The sequence below is a fragment of the Phycisphaerae bacterium genome (assembly GCA_018003015.1).
GTDB lineage: Bacteria > Planctomycetota > Phycisphaerae > UBA1845 > PWPN01 > JAGNEZ01.
Genome location: JAGNEZ010000085.1, coordinates 1 through 22,010 on the forward strand (window position 1 = coordinate 1; position 22,010 = coordinate 22,010).

General features: G+C 64.1%; 17 protein-coding genes. 4 read left to right on the top strand and 13 right to left on the bottom strand.

What is annotated here, in order from left to right:
• Positions 1-302: 302 nt before the first annotated feature.
• Both KA354_22590 and KA354_22595 read left to right on the top strand, forming a co-directional pair.
• Positions 303-2,237: a transketolase gene (locus KA354_22590; protein ID MBP7937441.1), complete on the top strand. Its 1,935-nt coding sequence runs from the start codon at positions 303-305 to the stop codon at positions 2,235-2,237.
• Between the two features lie 160 nt (positions 2,238-2,397).
• Entirely contained in the window at positions 2,398-3,759 is a 1,362-nt protein-coding gene (locus tag KA354_22595) for a hypothetical protein (GenBank protein ID MBP7937442.1), read from the top strand.
• Between the two features lie 22 nt (positions 3,760-3,781).
• Here KA354_22595 and KA354_22600 read toward each other — a convergent pair whose 3' ends face one another.
• Positions 3,782-4,507, bottom strand: a complete 726-nt coding sequence (locus tag KA354_22600; protein ID MBP7937443.1) for a hypothetical protein — start codon at positions 4,505-4,507, stop codon at positions 3,782-3,784.
• A 1,017-nt stretch (positions 4,508-5,524) separates the two neighbouring features.
• Between KA354_22600 and KA354_22605 the strand changes: the two genes are divergently transcribed.
• Both KA354_22605 and KA354_22610 read left to right on the top strand, forming a co-directional pair.
• A complete protein-coding gene (locus tag KA354_22605) occupies positions 5,525-6,577 on the top strand; it encodes a ThiF family adenylyltransferase (GenBank protein ID MBP7937444.1) in 1,053 nt (350 codons plus the stop codon).
• Between the two features lie 61 nt (positions 6,578-6,638).
• Positions 6,639-9,035, top strand: coding sequence for an alpha-galactosidase (locus tag KA354_22610; GenBank protein MBP7937445.1), 2,397 nt, complete (start codon positions 6,639-6,641; stop codon positions 9,033-9,035).
• Between the two features lie 6 nt (positions 9,036-9,041).
• On the opposite strand, the gene KA354_22615 is transcribed toward KA354_22610, so the two are convergent.
• From KA354_22615 to KA354_22670, 12 genes are all read right to left on the bottom strand, one after another.
• Positions 9,042-10,805, bottom strand: a complete 1,764-nt coding sequence (locus tag KA354_22615) for an NPCBM/NEW2 domain-containing protein (protein ID MBP7937446.1) — start codon at positions 10,803-10,805, stop codon at positions 9,042-9,044.
• 91 nt (positions 10,806-10,896) lie between these two features.
• The gene (locus KA354_22620) at positions 10,897-11,886 is read right to left on the bottom strand and encodes a PmoA family protein (protein MBP7937447.1); all 990 of its coding nucleotides are present in this window, start codon (positions 11,884-11,886) and stop codon (positions 10,897-10,899) included.
• Positions 11,887-12,075: 189 nt separating this feature from the next.
• Positions 12,076-13,761 carry an HD domain-containing protein gene (locus tag KA354_22625; protein ID MBP7937448.1) on the bottom strand — a complete coding sequence of 562 codons (1,686 nt, stop codon included), beginning with the start codon at positions 13,759-13,761 and terminating at the stop codon, positions 12,076-12,078.
• Positions 13,762-13,780: 19 nt separating this feature from the next.
• Complete coding sequence (locus KA354_22630) at positions 13,781-14,176, bottom strand: response regulator (protein MBP7937449.1); 396 nt, start codon at positions 14,174-14,176, stop codon at positions 13,781-13,783.
• Positions 14,173-15,633 (bottom strand): PAS domain-containing protein, encoded by a 1,461-nt coding sequence (locus tag KA354_22635; protein ID MBP7937450.1) that lies wholly within the window; start codon positions 15,631-15,633, stop codon positions 14,173-14,175. The genes KA354_22630 and KA354_22635 overlap by 4 nt, the downstream gene beginning before the upstream one ends.
• 85 nt (positions 15,634-15,718) lie before the next feature.
• Positions 15,719-16,270: a hypothetical protein gene (locus KA354_22640; GenBank protein ID MBP7937451.1), complete on the bottom strand. Its 552-nt coding sequence runs from the start codon at positions 16,268-16,270 to the stop codon at positions 15,719-15,721.
• 23 nt (positions 16,271-16,293) lie between these two features.
• Entirely contained in the window at positions 16,294-16,866 is a 573-nt protein-coding gene (gene pilO / locus KA354_22645) for a type 4a pilus biogenesis protein PilO (GenBank protein MBP7937452.1), read from the bottom strand.
• Positions 16,863-17,531: a hypothetical protein gene (locus KA354_22650; protein MBP7937453.1), complete on the bottom strand. Its 669-nt coding sequence runs from the start codon at positions 17,529-17,531 to the stop codon at positions 16,863-16,865. The genes pilO and KA354_22650 overlap by 4 nt, the downstream gene beginning before the upstream one ends.
• On the bottom strand, positions 17,528-18,673 hold the full coding sequence (pilM, locus tag KA354_22655) for a pilus assembly protein PilM (protein MBP7937454.1): 1,146 nt from the start codon (positions 18,671-18,673) through the stop codon (positions 17,528-17,530). The genes KA354_22650 and pilM overlap by 4 nt, the downstream gene beginning before the upstream one ends.
• A gap of 143 nt (positions 18,674-18,816) precedes the next feature.
• A complete protein-coding gene (locus KA354_22660; protein ID MBP7937455.1) occupies positions 18,817-19,125 on the bottom strand; it encodes a hypothetical protein in 309 nt (102 codons plus the stop codon).
• A 134-nt stretch (positions 19,126-19,259) separates the two neighbouring features.
• Positions 19,260-19,646 (bottom strand): prepilin-type N-terminal cleavage/methylation domain-containing protein, encoded by a 387-nt coding sequence (locus KA354_22665; protein ID MBP7937456.1) that lies wholly within the window; start codon positions 19,644-19,646, stop codon positions 19,260-19,262.
• 127 nt (positions 19,647-19,773) lie between these two features.
• Positions 19,774-22,010 (bottom strand): hypothetical protein (locus KA354_22670; GenBank protein ID MBP7937457.1); only part of this gene is annotated, 2,237 nt, incomplete at its 5' end.

Genomic DNA, 22,010 nt, shown 5'->3' on the forward strand with positions numbered 1-22,010 from the left:
ATCTTCAAGAGGGTAGGTTTCCACTACATCGCCGAAAACGCCATCCAACCCCGCTGATCGCCCGGAGAACGCGGATGCCAACCCGAAGATCTTTTCAAAATCGCAGTTGTTCAGTAACTTGGGCTAGGGATGGCCGGCGGGGGTTTGTCGCGATTCCGCGGGCTCGATGATGGTTTCCGCCGTGGAGGGGGAAGGCGGGGCTCGGCTTGATCCCTGGCCGGATTGCCGGTAGGCTATGGCACTCGGTCACCCCACGACGGGCGGTGTATTGGCATAAGGTTCTGTTTTGAAAGAGTTTACGCATGAGCAAGGCGATCGAATCTCGCGTCATTGAGATGGGCAAGAACATTGTTCGAATGACCACGGCGGCCGGTTCGGGTCATCCCTCGAGCGCGTTGTCGCTCGGGCACCTGGTGGCCGCTCTGATGTACTCGGAAATGCGCTACGACCCGGCGAATCCATGGAATCCGGCCAGTGATCGGCTGGTGCTCAGTGAAGGGCACGCGGTGCCGGTGGTGTATGCGGCCTATGCGGATCTGGGCGGCGTGGTTGGCCGGTCGCCGGAGCAGAAGCGGGCTCTGACGGTGAACGATCTGCTCACGCTTCGGGAGTGGGATAGTGAGTTGGACGGCCATCCGAACCCTGCGGAGGGTTTTCCCTTCTTCGATTCGGCGACGGGCTCGCTTGGTCAGGGGCTCAGTGCCGGGGCGGGTTTGGGTTTGGCCGCCCGGCTGAACAAGAGCGACAAGCGGATCTTCGTCATCATTGGTGACGGCGAGTCGCGGGAGGGGCAGATTTGGGAGGCCATTGATTTCATCGCCGACCACAAGTTGACCAACGTGGTTCCGATCTTCAACTGCAACGGTCAGGGCCAAGCGGACTATGTTTCGCCGCAGCAGTCGTCCAAGACGACGGCGGCGAAGCTAGAAGCCTACGGGTACAAGGTGGCGGTGATCGACGGGCATGATCTCAAGGAGATCATGAAGGCTCTTCGCAAGGTGGGCAAGGGCAAGAAGCCGCACGCGATCGTGGCCGAGACGGAGAAAGGCTGGGGCGTGAAGTCGCTCAAGGCTCACACCAACCATGGCAAGCCGCTGCCCAAGACCGAGGTGGAAGCGGCGATGGCGAGTCTGGACAAGGCGGCGGCGAAGCGTGAGGTTCCGGCGGCGGTGAAGGAAGTACCCCGGCCGCCTAAACCTGGGGCGCTGAAGCTGCCGAACCGCAACGGGCAGATCAAGATCGAGCCGTTCGGTGAGTCGGTCAAGCGGGCCAAGCTCGAGGATGCGGTGGCCAAGGGGAAGGTCTCGACGCGGCGGATGTACGGTGCGGCTCTGGTGTCGCTGGGGCTGGCCGACGAGCGGATCGTGGCGGTTGACGGGGATGTGAGCAACTCCACGTTTGCCGAGCCGTTCGGCAAGATGTTCCCGAAGCGTTTCTTCGAATGCAAGATTGCCGAGCAGAACATGATTACGGTCGCGGTCGGCCTGGCTGCGGGGGGGATGATTCCGTTCGCCAGCTCGTTCGCCAAGTTTCTGGCCCGGGGGTACGACCAGATCGAGATGGCGGCGATCACCCGGGCGAAGATCAAGATCGTGGGTTCGCACGCGGGGGTTTCGCTGGGTGCCGACGGGCCGAGCCAGATGAGTTTGCCGGACATGGGTTTCTTCCGGGGCTATGCTTACGCGGACGATGGGCGGGGCAACCCGGCGGCGGTGGTGTTTCACCCGGCCGACGCGGTGGCCGCCTACCGGATGGTCGAACTGGCCGCGAACACGCCGAGCATGTGTTATTTGCGCACCCATCGGCCGGACGTGGCCCTGATCTACCCGCAGGATGCGATCTTCGAGATCGGTGGCTCGAAGCAGTTGGCGGAGGGCAACAGCGTGACGCTGGTTTCCAGCGGCTACATGGTGACGCCTGCACTGCAGGCGGCGAAGCAGCTCAGGGAGTTGGGCGTGAAGTGCAACGTGTTCGACGCCTACTGCCTGCCGCTGAATGCCGCCCCGATTCTGGACGCTGCCCGGAAGGCGAACGGCAAGATTCTGGTTATCGAGGACAACTTCGTGGGGGGCTTCTACAGCGCGATTGCGGAAGCCGCCGCTCAGGCTGGTGAGGTTCGGGTTTTCGGAATGACCTGTCCGCGGGTGCCCAAGTCGGGCAAGAGCGGCGATATCATTCTGGGCAAGCTGGGCCTGGGCCCGGATGGCATCGTGGCGAAGGCCAAGAGTCTGGCGTAGTCGCGGGGCAGGGCTGTGGGCCGTGTTCCGGAGTGGTGCGGCCGGGGCTTGAAGGGCGTCGTCGTCCTGGCCGGGATGCTCGGATCGTGAAAGTGGGGTCGGGGCCTCCTGCGGTGTTGTCGGCGAGGCGTCGGGGCCGATCTTGGCTGAGGGCCAAATCATGTGTTCACTCGCTCTGGCCGCGGCGGTGATCCTGGCCGTTCCCGGCCGGCAGCCGTCGCCCCGACTGGTGGTCGAAACCGAGGAAGTCGTCACTTCTTACGTTCCCGCGAACAATGGCGCTGGCCCGTCGTGGTGTTATGGCTCCACGATTGTCGCCCGGCAGGATGACGTCGTCTTCGCCTCAATGATCGAGACCGGCAAGGACGTTCCCCCGCTGTGCAATACCCGCTGGCAGTTGTGGCGGCGTGATGCGGCCGGCTGGAAGCTCGTTCAGCACGAAGGGTTCTATCGTCAGCGCGAGCCGTGTCCGATCGGCGTGTTTCGGGGTGGTCCGGTTTTTCTCTCGGTCAATCCGTCCACCGAGCCGCCCGGCACGCAGTATGGGGCCTGCCACCCGCTGGTCCTGCAGTTCGACGTCCGGAAGCCGGGCGCCAAGCCGGTTGAGCTCGAACCGGTGTGGGCGGTGGGCACGCATTTCACGGACCATTCCTACCGGGGCTTCGCGGCCGACGGCGAGAGCGGGGAACTCCTGCTGCTGAACATCAACGCCAGGAGCGGCGAGCAGTTCGTTTCGCATCGTGACCGCAAGGGTGCGTGGCATGCCCGAGGCACGATTCGCTTTCCGATCCGATCGTGCTATCCGCAGGTGGCTCTGCGTGGCGGGGCGGCTCACGTCCTTGCCATCGGCGACATCGTCGAGCCGAACGAGGAGTGGCGCAGACTGAAGCTGGAGAAGACCGGTAGCAAGTGGGACTACGTGTTTCGGCGGCTGTTTTACGCTTTCACGCCCGACCTGTCCGCCGAGCCGTTTTCCGAGCCGATTGAAGTGGACAGCGTGGAGAAGACCGCTGGCCACATGACCAATCTCGATCTGCACGTGGATTCTGTCGGGGCGGCCCATCTGCTCTATCTGAAGCGGCCGCACCAGTACGCCTTCCTTCGCGACAAGTACTTTCCCGGCCAGCCGATGGTCAATCTGCTCGAATACGTGATCATCCGGGACGGCAAGGTTGCGTTACGGCGAACGTTGGCCGGTGCGCATTCCGACGGCGGGGGGGCAGATCCTCTCTATGCGCGGTTTCACGTCGTTTCCGACCAGCGGCTGGGGGTGATCGTGGCGGGTACGGGCACGGGTGTGGGCGGCAGGCCGGTGTTCGCCAACTGGTGGGGCCCGATTGGCTCGGGTGACGGCGCGGTCGAGCTGGTGCAGGTGGAGATGAGGGCGCCCATGAGGTCTTATTTCACCGCCACGCCGCGCGGCGGCTCCCGTCCGTCGCGGATCCTCGATCTGTTCGGCACGGCCGATGACAGCCTGCAATTCCGTTACGCCCGCGTCGTGGTCGGGGATGAAGGCCGTTAGGCAGCTCGACTCCGAGTGGGGCTCAACTGGCGGAGTGGGCGGGGGGCAGGAAGGGGCGCACCCGCTCGGCCAGCAGCCGGTATCCCTCGGTGTTGAAGTGAAGCCGGTCGGCGACGAAGAGCTCTGGGCGGGCCTGCCCGTCGGGGGTCAATGACATATCGTAGGTCTCGACGTACTTGAGGTAGTCGTGCTGTCGGGTATAGGCCTTGACCAGGTCGTTGAGGGCCTTGTTCGCGTCGCGTTCGGTCCAGCGGGCCGGGGCCGGGCAGAGGGCGATGTACGCGATCTGGGTCTGGGGCAGTCGGGCGTGGACCTTGGCGACAAACGCCTTGTATTCCTCGAAGACCTGGCTGGCCGACTTTCCCGCGTGAATGTCGTTTCCGCCGGCCCGGAGGAAGATCATCCGAGGCTGGTATGGGAAGATGATTCGCTCGGCGAAGTGGGTGGAGTCCACGATCTGAGAGCCGCCGAAGCCGCGATTGATGACCGTGTGTCCGGGGAAATCCTCGGCGAGCGTTTTCCACATCCGGATGGTGGATGAGCCGATGAACAGGATTCCGCCCTTGGTCGGCGGCCTGATGCGGTCCGCCTGTTCGTAGGCCGAGACCTCCTTTTCCCATCGTGCGAAGTTGTGCGCGGGGGCGGCGGCCGGCGTGGTCACAGGCGGGGCGGCGTTCTGCGGCGGGGGCTGGCTTTTTGGTCGTTCGGTGCAGGCGGCCGGCAGCATGAGACCGCACAGTACGATCATTGTGACAATCCTGTTGATGCGCACGAGGGGCTCCTTTATCGAGAGACGGCTCAGAAACGAGGACTTCTGCGTTCTCACCGGGTCTTCCTCCGGGCAGGGAGACGGTCAAGCTGCCGGGGCAGCAAGCCCGGCGAAGGCCTCCGCACGGTCATCTCGGCGCCGACAGTCGCTGCCGATCGACCCCGCGATCGGGCAGGTCTGAAGCCGCCGCGAGCTTCCATCATGGTGAGCGGCCGCCGGCACGTCAACCCGGGCATGCCGAGGGCTTTCATTTGCTGTCGTGGCCAGCCTCGGAGGCGATGATCTGGAGCCTCTGGCAACCAGGAAAGGGAGTCTAAGTACACATTTGGAGTCCTCTGGCGAGTTCATCGATTGTCAGGCAACGAGGTTTTCTCAGGGATTGTGTGAAGGATCGCAAAAAGAGGGTTTTCGATCAACTCGCCGCCATAGCGCGGGTACAATCAGGTAAGGAGTCTCGAGTTACCCGATCCCGCGACAGGGTCCACGCGAACGAGCGAACGGCGTTCGGCGATGCCTGCCCCGGACCCTCGCCAGCCGGGGCGTTGCGGACACGGATGCGAACGGCGACGGTACCCTGGACTGCAACGACCGTCGTCCGAATGATCTGAACAAGACTTGGCCTAGTCAGCGTGGATGCGGCGTGTCGATCAGATGTCGGTTCATATACGACTGTTTCTATAGTATATTCAAGTTTCAACGCTCGGGCGGGGATGGGCAGGTCGTGCCTGGCTGTTGTGGTCAGGGCGGGGAAGTGTTCACACGTTGTGTCCCAGGCGGTGACGGTGATTTGGCCGGGATCGACGGGCGACTTGACAGAGTGTTGGGGCGTCATGGGGCTCTCTTTCGGGGGCGGGGGAGTGAGGCTGGCGTCTGTGGCCCGGGGGAGTGGTGGGGATCCCGGTTGGCGCTTTATTCCTGGAGTTGAGGATACCGGGGTTTTGGGGTAGACATGGACATGTCGGACACCCATTGCCGGTGGCAGCCTGGTGTATCAGCATGACGACCCCGTTCAATCGAGACCTTGAGCGTTATTCGCGCCAGATGTTGTTTGCCCCGCTGGGCGAGGAAGGGCAGCGGCGGCTACTCAGCTCGCGGGTGGTGTTGATCGGTTGCGGGGCGCTGGGGAGCACGCTGGCTCAGTTGCTGGTCCGGGCGGGGGTGGGTGTTCTTCGGATGATCGATCGCGACCTGGTTGAGCTATCGAATTTGCAGCGACAGGTTCTGTTTGATGAGGATGATGTTCGTGCCGATCTACCCAAGGCGGAGGCTGCTCGCCGGAAGCTGGTGAGGATCAACGGCGCGGTGACGGTAGAAGCGGTCGTGGACGATGTGAACCACGAGAATATCGAGGACTACTCCGAGGGCGCCGATCTGCTGTTGGACGGGACGGACAATTTCGAGACGCGGTTCCTGATCAACGATCTGGCGGTGAAGACGGGCCGGCCGTGGGTGTACGGGGCGTGTGTAGGTTCGCGGGGGATGTCGTTACCGATTCTTCCGGGGGATGGGCCGTGTCTGCGGTGCGTGGTGGATGAGCCGCCTCCGGGGGAGATGAATCCGACGTGCGAGACGGCGGGTATCCTCGGTCCGGTGGTGGGAATGGTCGCGAGCCACCAGGCGATGGAAGCGATCAAGATACTGGCTGGCCGGATCGAGGCCGTGGATCGGCGGCTGCTGGTCTTTGACGCGTGGGCGAATCAGGTATCGCGTGTGGATGTTCGCAGAGCTTACACGGACGGTGACTGTGCCTGCTGCAAGGGGCGGGAGTATGCCTATCTGGGTGGACGGCTGGCGGGCCGGACGGTGACGCTTTGCGGGCGAAACGCGGTTCAGGTTTACCCGGCGCACAAGTCGGCGGTTGACTTTGCCGCTCTGGCGGCCAAGCTCCGGCCGATCGCCAAGGGTGAGCCGCGATTCAGTTCGCTGTTGTTGAAGGCGGTGGTGGACGCCTATGAACTGACCGTCTTTCCGGACGGGCGGGCCATGATCAGGGGTGTGGACCGGCCGGAGGATGCCCGGACGGTGTACGCCCGATACATTGGGTCGTAGCATGGGGTGTGTGTTGCTGTCGCGAGGTGTCGTCGCCATCGACCGATGGGAGGGTCGCACTGTGACGAGACGACCGTCATTTCGCTTCTGGATCTGTGCTGTCGTGTTTTCGTTGTCGTTTTCCGGGGCATGGGCTGACGGTGGTGATGATGGGGAGGATCGCGTTCGGCTGATCAGCGGTGATTTATCGCTGGAATGGAACCTGCGAGTCGGGCGGTTTGATCTCTTTGGCCGCGATGGCCGTCCGCTGCTCAGGAATGCGACCGGGGCGGTGATGTCATCGTCGGGAGCGGTTCTGACTTCGGACGCTCGCTATGCCCGCAGCAGCAGGATAGTCGGCTCCGGCGATCCGGTCGTGGGCGGTCGCTGTCTGGTCGTGACATGCAGGGATCAGGAGCGGGTGCTGGATGTGGAGTTGCGGATCACGCTGCTCGGCGGTCGGCAAGGGGCGGTTTTCGAGTTGCTTTTCACCAACGTGTCGAAGGAAGACGTGCTTGTGCCTTTCTGCGAGCCGCTGCGGGCGGCCACGGAGGAGGGGGGCGGGTGTCTGTTTGGGGCCCACGAGGGCTCCACTCTGGTTGACGCGATGTTGACGAACGGGCGGATCTACTACGACTCGGGTCAATTGCTCGCGTTCAGTCCGGCGACCTCGGACGAAGAGATCATCAGCCATTGGAATGCGGCCTTTCATGTCCCGACGACGCAAGCGACCCTGGTGGTCGGATACCTGGACAACAGCCGGGCGGAGGGGGTGATCGCGGCGAGCTGGGTGCCGGCGGGTACGACGGAGGCGGTGCGTGCGGCGTTCAATCTGGCGGCTCGCTCGTTGTACAACGGCTACTTTGTGGTCAAGCCGGGCTCCACGGTGAGTTCGGGCCGACTGCTGTTTCTGGTATCGCCCGATCGGTTCAACGGCTTGGAGACATACGCGGATCTTGTCAGGCGGTTGTATCGGGTGCGGTTGAATCCGGTCATCAACGGCTGGTGTTCGTGGTTTGTGACCTACGGTGATGTGACCGAGAAGGAGGTTCTCAGGCATGCCGAGTATGTCGCGAAGGAGCTCAAACCGTACGGCATGGAATGGGTGCAGGTCGATGACGGTTATCAGACCGCGTTAGGCAACTGGGAGGGCAACAACAAGTTCCCGCACGGGATGAAATGGCTGGCCGGCAGGATTCGCGAGATGGGTCTGAAGCCGGGGATCTGGGTTGCCCCGTACGCCATCTCGGCCGATACCGATGTGGCCAAGCAGCATCCCGACTGGCTGGTACAAGGCCCGGACGGCGAGCCTCAGGGCATCGTGCCCGAGCATCAGCGGCAGGCTCAGTACATTCTCGACGTGACTCATCCGGGCGCTCGCAAGTGGCTTGAGGGTTTGTTTCACACCCTTGCCCGGGAGTGGGGTTACGACTTCATCAAGACGGACTTTGTGGAATGGACCCTCCTTGCGGCTGAGCGTTACGCGGATCCCACGGTAAGCAAGGCTCAGGCCTATCGCACGGGCTGCCAGATCATGCGTGAGGCGATCGGGCCGGACAGGCACCTGCTGGACTGCGGCCCGGGGCCGGTGGTGGTGGGCCTGATTGACAGCATGCGGATTGAGCTGGACCGGCCGTCACCCCCGTTCACCGTGTGGGAGCACTATGCGGGGTGGCCGAACAGTGTGATTCCCTCGGTGGCCAAGCGCTACTACCTCCACAACCGGATGTGGATCAACGATGCCGACCACCTTCGCACTCGCGATCTGAGCATCCCGCAGGCCCAGGCGGCGGCGACGAGCATTGCCTTGTCGGGCGGCACGACGATCTCGGGTGATCCCGTGGCCGACCTTGATCCCGAGCGGCTGGCGATTACCAGGAAGATCTTGCCTGCGCACGGCGAGACCGCCCGGCCGCTCGATTTGTTCGACCGGCCCCTGGCGGAGACGTTTGTGCTGACGATCCGCAAGCCGTTTGGGCAGTGGTGGCTGGTCGGGTGCTTCAACGGGGAGACCGGGGCCACGACTCGGGAGCTGGATCCGGTCTGGCTGGGCCTGAGCGCGGAGCGGACCTACCTCGTCAGCGAGTTCTGGTCGCAGCGGCTGATTTCGGAGACGAAAGGTCCCATCCGGCTCGCCTTGGAGCCGACTTCGGTTCAGCTGTTGTGCATTCGGGAGCGGCAAGGGGTTCCGCAGGTATTGGGCACGGATAGGCACTTCACGCAGGGAGCGGTGGAGCTGGCCGAGGTGCGCTGGGACGCGGCCGCCGCGACGCTTTCGGGTGTTGCCTTGGGCAGGCCGGGCATGGAGTGGGTGCTGTCGGTGTACGTTCCCGCGGGGTATTCAATTGACGAGAGCCTGAGTGCCCAATCCGGCTTCTCCGGCATCGATCTGGAGGCTCCGCTGTTGCGGGGTCGCCTGGGCTTTGAAGCGGTGGAGCGAAAGGAGTGGTCGTTGCGGTTCAAGGGATCCGGGCGGTGAATCGCCTCATCGCTCCAAGCGGGGCTCGATCCAGACGCCCCAATCGTTTCCGGGGCCGTCGCCGCCGTCTTCGGTCACCAATTCCAGCGAGCCGACTCCGGAGACATCCACGTCCAGGTTGCGCAGGCGCTGGTCCTTGACCAGGGTCGAGCGAAACAGTTCCTTGCCGTCTCCGTTGACGACGAACACGACTGATCCGCCGTGGCCGTCCTGGAGACCATAGCGGCTTCTGAAGCGTGTCCATTTCTTGTCGAGGGGGAGGGCATACCTAGCGGGGGCGTGGGCGAAGAGGCCGGATGGGTAGAATTGGCCGTTCACCTGGAGGAAGCAGGTGGGTCGCCCTTCGATGATCACTTCGTCGCGGAGGGGGCGGCCCCAGCCGACGGATGAATGGGAGAACGCCAGTTCGGATACGGTGGCTTGTCTGGCATCCGCCGGGATAGTGGCGAGGTTCCTGGTTGCCGGGGGTTGGCAGAGTCGTCGCAGGTGGGCGGCCTTTTGCCGGACTTCGCTGCCTGCGGGCGCCGCTTCCTCGATCCTGGCGACCATGGATTCGGCTTTGCGAGGGTCTCCCGCGGCACGGGTCTTGACCGCCTCGCCGAGCAACCAGGCCTCGCGGAAGGCGGACAGGTCGGGCTTGCCATCGCTGGCCACCTCGTACTCGAAGGACTGGGTGCTGCGGCTTCCGTTCTTGTGGCAGACAGCCAGTCGCAGTTCCCAGTGTCCTGGCGTCAGTTCGCCGATGGCCAGATGGAAGCGGCCGTCCTTGTCGAGCGGACTGGTTGCACCGAGGGCGTCATAGTCATCGCGGATCCTTGTCCAGTCGTTGTAGGCGACCACGCCGTAGGCGGGCGGTGTGGCGTCGAGTTGTCCGGCGAGGTGCAGCTTCTGGTCGCGGAAGTCCGCGCGGACGTCGAGCATGGTGGAGGAGGGCGATCCGGACGCGTTCTCGCGTTTGCCGGTGAACAGGGGATGTCCGGCGAGTGGCAAGGCCGATGCAGGGCTGAGGAAGGTCCCTCGCCCTTCGCCGCGTTGTTCTTCGCCGAAGGTATGGTTGCCGTTGCCCATCAGCGAATGGCCGCGTGGATCCTCCTTGGCCTCGCGATCGTGCGGCAGGCCGAGAGCGTGGCCAAGCTCGTGGGCTATACCTCCCAAGTAGTGAGAGTTGAACTCGCCGATGGAGCAAGGCCGGCCGTAGTAACCGCCCGGCGAGCGGTCGCCCAGCTTTCGCGGATCGATTCGTGCATCGTCGAAGACCCACGCGGTTCCGCTGCGGTGATCTCCACCGCCGCAGTAGGGTCCTACCTCGATGGCCCTTTCGCCTTGCCAGTCGAGCAGGACTTCGAAGATCAAGACGGTCTCGCGGTCGAGATTGACACCTTCCCTGGCCATCGCCGCCTTGACCTCGCGGCGCACCTTGTCGGAGTCGTCGCGCCCGTATTCGCGCATGGGCCGCGCACCCTGCACGACATGAATACGCAGGCTTCCGTTCTTGTTTCGGTCTGGTGTGAACGTCAGCGGGCCGTGGCCGTTCTGCTCCATTCCCTTGCGGTAGAATTGCTGGACCTCGGTCACCGCCCGGTCGAGCCGTTCTGGGTAGCCCGGGATGGGCGTGCGGTCCTTGGGCACGAAGTAAGCGATGCGAAGCACGGGGCCGTCGGCCGCTCGAGTTGCGGGCGGGGAGTCGGCGGGTACGGTTTCGGCTGGACCGGCAAGGACAGAGGGGAGCAGGACGACCAGCGAGAGCATTGGATACCGGTAAGGTGTCATAGGGTCTCCTGAGCGGCGGTACGGGTTCAGGTTTCGCTGCAAGGCGCCGGAGTTCTGGGTCTCGGCGCCTGGGCAGACGCCACCCTGTAGTTTAGAGGCTTGGCCGGTCATTCGCCAAGGTCACCCATCGCTGGTAGAGCTTCTCGACCTGGTCAGCTGGAGTGCGGCCGTCCCAGAGGGCCACGCCGTAGCGGAACACCAGGGGGGTGCCGCGCTTCAACGTCATGCCTTCATGGTGCAGGTCCGGGGTGATTGTCATGTAGGAGAACGGCTCGTTCATGGTGAACCAGACGGCAGGGTAGCGGGGGTTTGCGGGATGGTCGAACATGGCCACGGTGACGAGTTTATCGCCGGCCTTGGCGGAGTAAGCGCACCAGCGGCTGGGAACGTTGTTTGTGGCCTTGAAGCCGTTCTTGCCGTCGGCGTTGAAGAAATCGTCGCCCTTGTCCATCGATGGGACGAAGCGCATGCCCAGGCCATAATACTCCTTGCCCGACAGCTTGATCTCGTCACCCAGCTTTCCCGTCCGCAGCCGGCTTTGCCATGTGATCAGGGATGCCTGGAGGTCCTCGCCGCGGTAGGCTTCGATGGTTCGATTCTCGATGACTGAGGGGAGCTTTTCACGGCTGCCTCGGTACATCAGTTCCTGAGTCAGGCGGGTCCGATAGAGGCCGTCGATCCGGTCGGTCCAGGGCGACCGGGTATCGAGTACGATCTGGCGGCCGGACTCGGGGGTTTCGGCCCAGTACTCCACTCCGTCCGCGTTGATCGCGTACATGATGCCGTGGTGGTGGAGATGATCGAAAGGCGCATCGCGCAGAATGTTGACGCCCGCCGGGGTGCAAAGCCGCTCGATGTAGGGCTTGTAGGGGACATCGCCGTGCCGATAGGTGAGCAGGGGCCGATCCGTTGCGGAGGACTTGAAGACGACCGAGCTCGGTGAGACCGTCCAGCGGTCGCTCGGGTCGGGAGCCTGGCATCCGGTCGGGAGCAGGCCGGCGAGGCCCGCGAGGGGTGCGAGCCAACGGGTGGAGCGATGTCGCAGGTGTTTCTGGATTCGTGGAGACGGAGAGAAGCGCATCTGTGTGACTCCTGGTTGGCCAAGCATCTGTCCGGGGGCAGTCGGACCCGGGTCATTGTGCGAAAGAGAACCGGAGATGTCAACGATGCTCCTGGCGGGTGATAACCTTGGCGAGCCGGACAGTGGGCGGATGGCGTTTCGAGCGGTCAGGCGTGTACGTGCCTGGGTTCATGTGGAGACGGTTGACGCTCACGGTGTGTCGTCCAGGTTTGGATGGATAGCCACGTTGAGCTGGCTTCCGCTGGAACGGTTGCCGAACGCGGTGACCTGCGAGAGCAGCTCCGGGATGTCCTGGCGGAGGAAGAGGTCGGCCAGTTCGGGATCGAATTGGGTTCCCGCGCAGCGACGGATTTCAACGGTGGCGATTTGCAGAGGGCGGGCCTTCCGGTAGGTGCGATTGGTGGTGATAGCGTCGAAGCTGTCTGCCAAGCCGATGATTCTTCCGAGCAGTGGGATCTGGTAGGCTGGCAACCCTGAGGGATAGCCCTTTCCGTCCATACGTTCGTGGTGGTGCAGTACGCCGGGGATCGTGTCGGCGACGTGGGGGACCGCTTCGAGGATGTGGGCTCCGATCTCCGGATGCCTGCGCATTTCCTCGTACTCTTGCGGGGTCAGCCGGCCGGTTTTGCAGAGTACGGCCTCGCTGATGCCGATCTTGCCGATGTCGTGCAGCAGGCCGCTGAGGTAGGCCCTCTGGCTTTTCTCTTCGGATTGGCCGCAGAGTCGGGCGATGTGGCGGCTGAGCCAGGCGACGCGCTGGGAATGGCCGCAGGTGTAGGGGTCCTTCGCATCGATGCTGCTGACCAAGGCGTGGAGCAGGCCGCTGAACAGGCGTTCGAGGTCGTCGTAGAGTCGGAGGCTTTCGAGGAGGGCGGCGCTGCGTTCGGCGAGGGAGTTAATCAGTTGGATCTCGTAGGAATCGAACTCCGAGCCGTCGCGGTGGTTGATTGCCAGGATTCCGCCGTAGAGTCGGTTTTTCATGTCCAGGCGGTAGAAGGCCAGTTTGCCGATCCGCGGCGCGGCCCAGGCGAGGTCGGGATCGTTGGCCACATCGCTGATGGCCAGGGCCCGACCGGCGTTTGGGGGGCGTTGGCGGACGATCCGGTAGATTCGCACCAACTCGCTGGTGGAGACTGGTGGGGAGCCGGCCTGGACCTGGACCGGTTCAGTCTCGGCATCGGACGACGGCTCCAGTATGACGGTCAAGGCCTGGATGGTGGTGGAGTTGAGCAGTTCCTCGGCAAGCTCCTCGAAATGGGTAGTGGGTTTTCGGGCCACGCTGAGCCCCGAACTGAACCGATACAGCAGGTTCAACTCTTCGTAGGTATGGGCCAGATGGGTGGAGAGATCGTCGATTTCCCGTTGAGTCATGGAGGCGCCCATGCAACCGCTTGCATGATGGGCGAGGATGCCGGCGTAGACCTCGAGCTGGTCGCGGCCGTGGACGGTGAGAGGCGTGGCCAGGCGCGAGAAGACCCGCCGATCGACGCCATGGCAGTCGCAGAAACGAGCGAGAGTTTCCTCGTCGAAGAACTCGCGGGTCAATCCGCAGGCGAGGGCCACGCCGGTTGTCCGGCGGCGATAGGTCAAGGGTACGGTGATGATCATCAGGCCGCCGAAGGTATCGAGTTCGTCGAAGGTGTTTGCCCCGCGGCTTCGCCTGACGATGTTCTGGAGGCGTTCACGGAATATTGATGAATGGCGGACCATCGCTCGCCAGAAGGAATCAGCCGGACCGACCTGCTCGACGAGGTTGCCCGCCTCGTCCCAGAGCGAGATCCACAGGCCCAGTCGTGACCAGAGCTCGGCCCACTGGGTGAAACCCGGGTGAAGGGCGTATGCGGGTTCTCGGGAAATGAGCGAAGTCGTGGCCATGGGGTTTGATGCTGCTCCTCTAGCCGATGCTGGGCTCCAGAACGACCGGCCCGATGATCTGCTGGACCCGGGCGAGAATCTCGCGTGGACTGAACGGCTTGGTGATGACCTCCTTGATATTGTCCTTGAGGACCTCGCGCTGGGACATGGAGAAGCCGCGTGCGGTCAGCAGGATGGCCGGTACATCGCGGGTGCCGGGTTCGCAGCGGAGCCTGGTGCAGAGTTCCAGGCCGCTGAGCATGGGCATCTGGTAGTCGGTGATGACCAGGTTGGGATGATGGGCGCAGGCCAGTTCGAAGGCCTCCGCTCCGTCCTGGGCGGTGATCACGGTGTAGCCCGCGTTCTGCAGCTTGAGGCTCAGAACATTGAGAATATGGGTTTCATCGTCGGCAATGAGAATGGTCTTGGCATTCATATGTTTACCTCCGGGGGGTGGTTTGAGTGCAGGCAGGGGAACCGGAGGACGATGGTGGTTCCGGCTCCGACCTCGCTGGTGATGGAGATCTCGCCGCCGTGTGCGGTCTCCACGATGTGTTTGACCAGATTCAGACCCAAGCCGGTGCCCTTGGCCATGCCGCGGCTGCCCTGGGCGCGGTAGAATTTCTCGAAGATGTGCGGGAGGTCCTGGGGCTGGATGCCCACGCCGTCATCCTCGATGCTGATGGCGACATGGCCGGTCCTTCGGTCCGTACGCGTCGAGATGGTCACCTGTCCCTCGCGTTCGGTGTACTTGACTGCGTTGCTGACCACGTTGAGGATCGCCTGATACAGCAGATCGTGATCGGCCCACACCGGGGGAGCGGGATCCTCGAGATCACAGGACAGGGAGATGCACTTATGGGAAGCGTGGGGCTGCATCACCGCGGCCACTTCGCGGATGACGTCATTGGCGGCGATCGGCTCGCGATGAATCTCAACCACGCCGGATTCGATCCGGGAGATGTTGAGCACGTTGCTGATCAGGCGCTGGAGCCGATCGGTCTCCGACTGGATGATGCTGTAGAAGTCTCCTCGCGTTTTGTCGTCCTTGACCTCGCCGTCGACCAGCATTTCCATGTAGGCCTTGATGCTGGACAATGGTGTACGGAGTTCGTGGGAGACGGCGGAGACGAAGTCGCTCTTGATCTGGGCGATTTCCCGCTCGCGGGTGATGTCGTGGAAGACGGCCACGCTGCCGCGGCATTCGCCGCCGGTGTCGATGACCTTGGAAAGGGTGATGTTGAAGGTGTGCGTCTTGCCCTGGCGAAGCGTGCTGTATTCCACCTGTCGTCGAGCGGCACGATCGCCCATGGCTCGGGCGTTCTTGAGCAGGGTGAGGAGGGTGGGATCCTCGACCACGCGGTCGATCGGGCGATGGCGCCATTCGCTGAAGCGGAACGAGAAGAGCCGCTCCGCCGCGGTGTTGGCCAGGACCAGCTCGCCGAACGAATCGATGACCAGTACCGCGTCGGAAATGCTGAAGATGATGGCCTCGGTGTTCTGTCGTTCGGTTTCGGCGACGCGCATCTGGATATCGAGTTCCTTCTTCTGAAGGTGAAGCCGCTCGAGCCGGTCGTGGACGGTGGCGGCATAGTCCCACAGGACGGTGATGGCCGGCCGAAGGTCTTCGGGAATCGGGCCTCGGGGCGCGGGGACCTGTTCGGTCCGCAGCAGGAGGCGGAGCTGGTCCTCCATGGACTGGAGCATCTGCTGGGTGGTCGCGCGGCCGAGGAGCAGCACCACGATGGCGGTGACGACAAGCATGGCACATGCCGCCCAGGCGGTGTACTGGCTTCCGATGGGTGCGTTGCTGGCCAGGGTGTGTAATGCGTACGCGGCGATGATTGCGACGGCGAGGAGCAGACCGAGGGTCAGCGAGGTGGTTCTCCGCATGGAGAAGTGCCTCGCGGGCGGGTCGTTCGTGGGCCGCACCGCGCGTGATGCCGGTGAGGCCGTATATCCAGTCTCGACCATACGTTTACCGACGAAGCTCCAAGGTGACGCGAACCGTTTCCCGGCGGACTGTCACCCGAGCGGCTTCAATACGCTCGATCACAAAGTCATCCACGATGTCGCCTTGTCGAACGACCTGGCCGTTGATCGTCGCCGACGGACGGGGTCCTAGCACGGTGCTCTGCAGGACGAGCGAGGCCGCCGCCCTGCGGGCCGGCGGGTCACGATCTGGCGCATCCGCGGCGAGCTGGTCCGATGCCGCCGTTTTCGCGAGGTGCAGGGGATTCGCAACGGGCAGCGTGAAGGGGTCGCGGCTGATCTCGCGTACCCAGGGGCGATTGGATCCGGTTCTGCCAGCCGGTTGCGGGGCGGTTGGGACGTGGGTCGGGGCCGTTGGAGAGGCGAGTGTCGCCATCGTGGCGGCGGCCGCCGGGCTGGGGGCCTTTCGGTTCCAGACCCAGCGCCCGCCGGCGATGATCATGATCACGCAGAGCACGACCAGCATGCCGGCTCTCTTCGGGTTGGCCGCGAGGTGCAGCCGGGCTCGCCACCAGAATGGAACACGATCATTGATCATGGTTGTTGTGGTGTCGTTCCTCATTACACCGGGCTGTAGAACACGCGGAACTTCAGCTCCGCGGTGACCATCTCCTCAGAAGGACTCGCTTCGATCTCCTTGGTTGGCGGCGGAAGTCGATTGGCGCTGAACCGCTCGAAGCGAGTCAGCCGCGACATACTCTGGATATCCTTGACCAGGTCGAAAACGGCCGGGAAACGTCCCCGGACCCGCATGGTGATCGGCAGGGCGGTCACCTCCGGGAACACGAGAGGCTCGCCGGGCTGGATCATGTCCGGTCGAAGCCCGCGCGCATCGGCGAACCGTTCCAGGGTCTGCAGCAGCCGGTCAAGATCTGCCTCCCGGGGGACCTCCTCCTCCAGTGCGGGGTTGTCGACGGCGAGTTGATCGAGTATCTGCTCGAGTTGGGCAATTGCTCGGGAGTCGCCGGCTCCGGCGGTGAGGTTGTTCTGTCTGGCTTCGATGGAAGTTTTCAGTGCCGCCATCTGTCGCATTTGACTGGCTGTCACGGTACCCAGGAACGCCGCCGTGGTGACGACAATACCTGCCGCCCAGAGCACGCTTCGCCGGTCGATGAGGAAGGCGATACGTCTCATGGCGGGTCCTCCACGGGTCGAATGACCAGGCTGATCTCGAACTCGCGCATGTGCCGGCCGCAGAGCTCCGTTTCTCGCGTGTAGTTCATGTGAAGGTCGGTGACTCTCGAGCTGGAACTCAGGCGACCGTAGAACATGCCGACCTCCATGTCACTGCCGGCGATTCCGGTCATAAGGACCTGGAGCGGGCCGTATCGGGCGGCCGACGATCGGGCCGTATCGCGTGTTTCGGTTCCGGCGCCGGTCACGGATGCCGGAGGGTCGGGGCTGTGCAGCGGGCGGAGGGGGTATTCCCCCGGTGGCCGGGTGTTGATTTCGATGGCCCGCAGGACGATGCTGTTGTTCAACATGGCGGTTATCTCGGCGACGACCGCGTCGAGTGGAGCCTGGTCCCGGAGGTCGGCGGCCAATGCCGCCTGTCGGCTGAGCCGGCTCTTACGTTCGGAGAGCGCGGTCAGTTTGTCGCGGGCGTGTTGGACCGAGCCGATGCCGGCATCGATGGCCTGGAGATCCGCGGTGGCGGTCCGGATTCGTCCGTCGTTGACCTGATGGAGGCCGGCCAGCGAAGCGATCGCGAGCAGAGAAAGGACGAGGTTCCGGCGCCATTCCCGCCGGTGGGCGTTGGCCAGGTGATAGCTTGGTGGCAGGAAATCGAGCTCTTTCATGATGCCACCGCCAGTGCCTGCTGAGCGGGCTTGAGAGCCAGGCCCAGAGCCATGGCCCATTCAGGCTTTCCTGTCCGGCGATCCGCCCCGTCGAAGCCCTGCTCGATGGTGACATTCCGCATGGGTTTGCCGATGTGAAACGGCACGTTGGCCTGGTCCGAGAGGAGCTGGATCATATCCGGATTGCAGGCTTCTCCACCCAGAACGGTGACCGAATCGGATCGCGGTCCTCGGAAAGTGGTCGAGCAGTACCGCAGGCAGAGCGATACCTCCTTGGCCAGGTGATCGAGAGCCGGTCGCAAGGCGTCAAGGAGGGTGTGTCTCATTTCATGGCTGATCTGTTCGTCCGGCGGGATCCTGTTGGCCTGTCCGGTGAGTTCGGCGATATACAGATCCTGGAGGCGGATACGAAGCTGGGCGGCTTCGGCCAAGCCGAGTTCCAGCTTTTCGGCCACGAGTTCGTCAAACCGGCGTCCACCGACGGGGATCGACTTGATGAGGCTCGGTTCCGGGCCGCGGGCGATGACCACGCGCGAGGAGCGGTAACCGATCTCAATGAAAGCGCTGGTCTGTCCGGCATCCTGGTCACGGCGGAGCAGCCGTTCGAATCCGCGGAACAGGGCGCAGGGGCCGGCATCGACGGCGGCGGGGTGCAGTCCCATGCGGGTCAGCCTTCGAAGATGGTCCTCAATCGCGGGGCGTCTGGCCGCCAGAAGGATGATCTCCTGTCTCAGTTCGGTTCCCTGGCGGACGTCGCCGGCGACCAGAAAGCGGACCTCGGTCTGATCGTGATCCAGGCCGAACCTGTCGGCGGCCTCGAATCGGACGGCGTTGTAGATGCTCTCGTCGGGCATCGATGGAAGACGGACGGTGCGGATATGGAGATCGTCCCAGGGCACGGCGGTGATGACGCTTCTTCCCCGGAAGCCGCCGAAGCGCAGCATCTCTTCGACCGCCCGGACCTGTCGGAGTTTGAGTTCCTCGTCGCTGGCTGTGTCGGGGGGTATCTCCCGCTGGGCACAAGCCACGATGCTGACTTGGCCCTTGTGTCGAGTGAGTTGGAGCATGCGAACGACGCGCGTACCGAGATCCAGGCCGATGGGCCCTACCTGTCGTGGAACCCAGGAGAGAGTGTGGCTCACAGACAGAACCCTGCTTCCTGGAGAAGGGCGACCCGTTTCGCGGGACGGGACGCCGCGTCTGCTCGCGCGGTTTACGGGGCCTCTCGTCGCCCTTCGACTGGGCGTCGCGGCAGCGGTCGCGCGGTTGCGAATTCGGGCGGCGCTCAGCGAACCTCGATCTTGGATTTCGAGGTCGGCGCGCGCTCTAACTCCTTATCGGTGCTGGCGACTTTGACCTTAACCGTGCCGGTACGGAGTTGGTCGAGAATCCGCTCCAGGGTCGCATTGGTCTTGATCTGCTCGGCGATCTGGTCGGCGCGTTGTCGGGCGCTGTCGGGCAGGATCTGGGCGCAGGATTGTGCCTGGAGGGGCGGCATCATGACCGATAACTCGACGGCAATGATGGCCAGCAGGACGACGATGGCGCTCAGAAGTCGGCGTAGCCAACGGGCATCGACGGATTCGTTGATCATCGACAGTCACTCCTCGTTTGTGCGTCGCCAAAAGGAAAGCGGGTTCGCGCAGCACCCCCCAGGCCTGACGAACCTGCTGATGATCTTGTGGGAGCGAGGCATCCGGGGGGCGAACGCCGTTTGCCCGTCCCGGCTTATCGGTGATTTTCCCGGAACTCTCCGGTTGTCTCGTTGTAGTACCACGCGCTGGTTCCCGTGCTGCCGCTGCCCACGCTGTTGGCCTTGCTCGGGTCGCCTGTCCAATAGGGGTTGTCGGGAATGGACTGCAAATAGGGCCCATAGTCGTTGAGCTTGGTGGTCATCGCGGTGGTGAAGTTGGCCAAGGTCGGGTAGGTGCTGTGCTGGAGCTTGTACAGTTCGACCTGGCCGCGCACGATCTGCAGGTTCTTGTGCAGGGCGCTTTCGCTGGCGTTGGTGCTTGCGTCAGAGAACTGGGGTACCACGATGGCGGCGAGGATTCCCAGAGTGATGACGACAATGAGGACCTCGACAATGGTGAATGCATGCTGCCTGCTTGGCATACTCGGACACCTCGGGTGCTCCGGATTCCCGCTACCGCGAATGGGTGGCATGCAGCCAGAAGCGGTTTCTGCTCACGCGCTGCGGCCGCGCGATCGGGGCACAGATGTCATCGGTCAAGGAGGCTCTTCACTTGATCGGGGGGGGCAGGTTCCCGGCCTGGCCGGTCTGGGGGCTGGGCCGCGAGCCGAGGGGTGGCGAGGTCCGGTAATTGCGCTTTTCTCGTGTGCTGTTCAGCCAGGCGGCAAGGCTCGAACCTGGTTCCGGAGCGGTCGAGTTCAGGAGCCGTCCCAGGCGATCGCGGCGAAGGGAATGTGGGCGTAACCGGATCGTCTCTCCCGCCGAGAGGGCGCCAACGGGGGACCAAGTGCCGTCGATATCGCCCGGGGCCAGGGGTGATGCTCCGGGGCGGACCTGGAGGCGGAGGACTGGCCCCTGTTCGGGCATGATGAGCCGCCAGACTGCGGGGGTGGCGGCGGCCTGCTCGAACGTCGCGGCGATGATCCGGATGGCATCTCTACTGAGGCGATTCAGCGGTACGTCAAGGATCACCTGTCCGCCGGCGGTGGTGTGGGCGGATAGTGTGGAGAACCACTCAAAGGTGTAGGCGGCGCTCGAATGGTGGGCGACGAGTCCGGGACCTCGCTGGTAGATCAGGTCGTAGTGCCGGCGGTCCTGTCTCATCGCCCGGAAGGCGCTGTCCGGTGCGAAGTGCACATGAGCGGCTCCGGCGGCGGTTGACGGCCTGGGACTGGCGGGACCCAGGGAAAGGACATCGACCTGGCCGTCGAAGCCGGCCAAGCCCTCGACGAGGGTTCGCGAGCCGAGACCGATGAGGCAGATCCGGCGGGTGTGCAGCAGCTGGCCGGGACTCGAGGGCAGGATGCTGAGTCTCCGCGGGTGGTCGGTTCGCGGTCGAGCGTCCCAGCCTTGGACGCTGATGGGGAAGATGATGATGGCCGCCGAGAGCGATCCGAACACCAAGGCCAGGCGGAGGTATCGGGTGTGGGTGGGGGCCTCCCGTTCGAAGATTTGGACGAGGCCTCCGAGGCCAAGCATGAGCAGGGCTCCCAGGGCGATCATGCCCATCGGGCCGAGGGTCGGCAGCACGAGGTACTCGGCGACGATGAGACCGATTGCCCCTCCGGCGGGCAGGGCGGTGACCATTCTGGCGAAGCCGTGGCTTTCGCTGTCCGCCCGGGCGAGCCAGGCCCGCTCGGCATAGTACAGGGCATATCCGGCGGGCAGAGCGATGACCGCGCACGCAAGCAGGCTGGGCGCTTCCGGGGCTTTTCCGAGCAGTGCTGCGGCCATGCCGGTGCCCGCTCCTGCCGCCCACATGGCCATGCCGCAGCCGGAAGCCGATTTCCTTCGCCGGCGGGTGTGGATCGCCGCCACCGCGACTCCGGCGGCGATGATGACGGCGCACAGCCCGGATTCGCCGTTTCCCATTCCCTGCGGGTTGCCCGCCAGGGTGAGGGTTTCCTGGCAGAGTCGCCAGCCGAAGGTGGCCATGAGTGTGGCCGCTCCCCACACCACCAGGGACAGCCAGATCCATCCTTCCGGGCGTCCGGCGAATTCGGGCACGTTCGTGTCCGCCGGGATGGCGCACAGCGGTTGATGCTGGATGCGCTGAGAGCGTACGGCGGCCATGATGGACAGGCCGAACATGGGTAGAACGCCGAGGAGCAACACCTGCGTGGCCGACAGGCAGGTTTCGGCCCAGCGGTTGGTGATCCATGCCGCTCCCAGGCCGGTCAGCACGCCGATGGCGATTCGCGGAAGGTCCCAGGGGACTCCGGCTCGCTGGCCGGCTACCGGCGCCAGGGCTGCGGTCACCAGGCCATTGGCGATCCATGCTGCCCCGATGATGAGGGTCACGCCCAGCCACTCCCATCCGGTGAGCAGGACGCCGGCCCAGAAGAAGTGTTCCATGAGGTAGCCGTGGATGCGGGCCCAGAGTCCGGCGAGCGGTGGGACAAGCAGGGCCAGAGCGCCAGCGGCGGAAGCCAGCACGGAGAGGGAAAGCCAGAGTAGTGGCTCATCCCGCTCGCGGGTCAGGGGCAGGACCCATGGAAAGGTGCCGGTCTCGGGGAGGGGCTCTGCCGTGTGTCCGGCCCGCCGCTTGAGGAAGAGAGCGATCCGGAGGGCCAGGTGGGCGGGTGCCCGAGGGCCCACCGAGGCAGCCAGCAGGGCGACGGCGGCCACGACGGTTACTGTGGCGGAGGACGGATCCAGGATTGAGGACATCAGCGCGCGTGTGCCCGACCATTGCCATCCGGCGGCCAGGCCCACCAGGATGGCCGCGGCCTGGAGCCAGCCGTGCTCACCGCGGCGCGTGCCCGGGGCGGGGGGCAGCACGAACG

Bases quoted from the DNA above. Each gene is read 5' to 3' on its own strand.
- KA354_22650 (MBP7937453.1), bottom strand. From the start codon at position 17,531: ATGAAAGAGCTCGATTTCCTGCCACCAAGCTATCACCTGGCCAACGCC.
- pilO (MBP7937452.1), bottom strand. From the start codon at position 16,866: ATGAGACGTATCGCCTTCCTCATCGACCGGCGAAGCGTGCTCTGGGCG.
- KA354_22625 (MBP7937448.1), bottom strand. From the start codon at position 13,761: ATGGCCACGACTTCGCTCATTTCCCGAGAACCCGCATACGCCCTTCAC.
- KA354_22615 (MBP7937446.1), bottom strand. From the start codon at position 10,805: ATGACACCTTACCGGTATCCAATGCTCTCGCTGGTCGTCCTGCTCCCC.
- KA354_22620 (MBP7937447.1), bottom strand. From the start codon at position 11,886: ATGCGCTTCTCTCCGTCTCCACGAATCCAGAAACACCTGCGACATCGC.
- KA354_22590 (MBP7937441.1), top strand. From the start codon at position 303: ATGAGCAAGGCGATCGAATCTCGCGTCATTGAGATGGGCAAGAACATT.
- KA354_22660 (MBP7937455.1), bottom strand. From the start codon at position 19,125: ATGATCAACGAATCCGTCGATGCCCGTTGGCTACGCCGACTTCTGAGC.
- KA354_22665 (MBP7937456.1), bottom strand. From the start codon at position 19,646: ATGCCAAGCAGGCAGCATGCATTCACCATTGTCGAGGTCCTCATTGTC.
- KA354_22635 (MBP7937450.1), bottom strand. From the start codon at position 15,633: ATGCGGAGAACCACCTCGCTGACCCTCGGTCTGCTCCTCGCCGTCGCA.
- KA354_22605 (MBP7937444.1), top strand. From the start codon at position 5,525: ATGACGACCCCGTTCAATCGAGACCTTGAGCGTTATTCGCGCCAGATG.
- KA354_22595 (MBP7937442.1), top strand. From the start codon at position 2,398: ATGTGTTCACTCGCTCTGGCCGCGGCGGTGATCCTGGCCGTTCCCGGC.
- KA354_22600 (MBP7937443.1), bottom strand. From the start codon at position 4,507: ATGATCGTACTGTGCGGTCTCATGCTGCCGGCCGCCTGCACCGAACGA.
- KA354_22640 (MBP7937451.1), bottom strand. From the start codon at position 16,270: ATGATCAATGATCGTGTTCCATTCTGGTGGCGAGCCCGGCTGCACCTC.
- KA354_22630 (MBP7937449.1), bottom strand. From the start codon at position 14,176: ATGAATGCCAAGACCATTCTCATTGCCGACGATGAAACCCATATTCTC.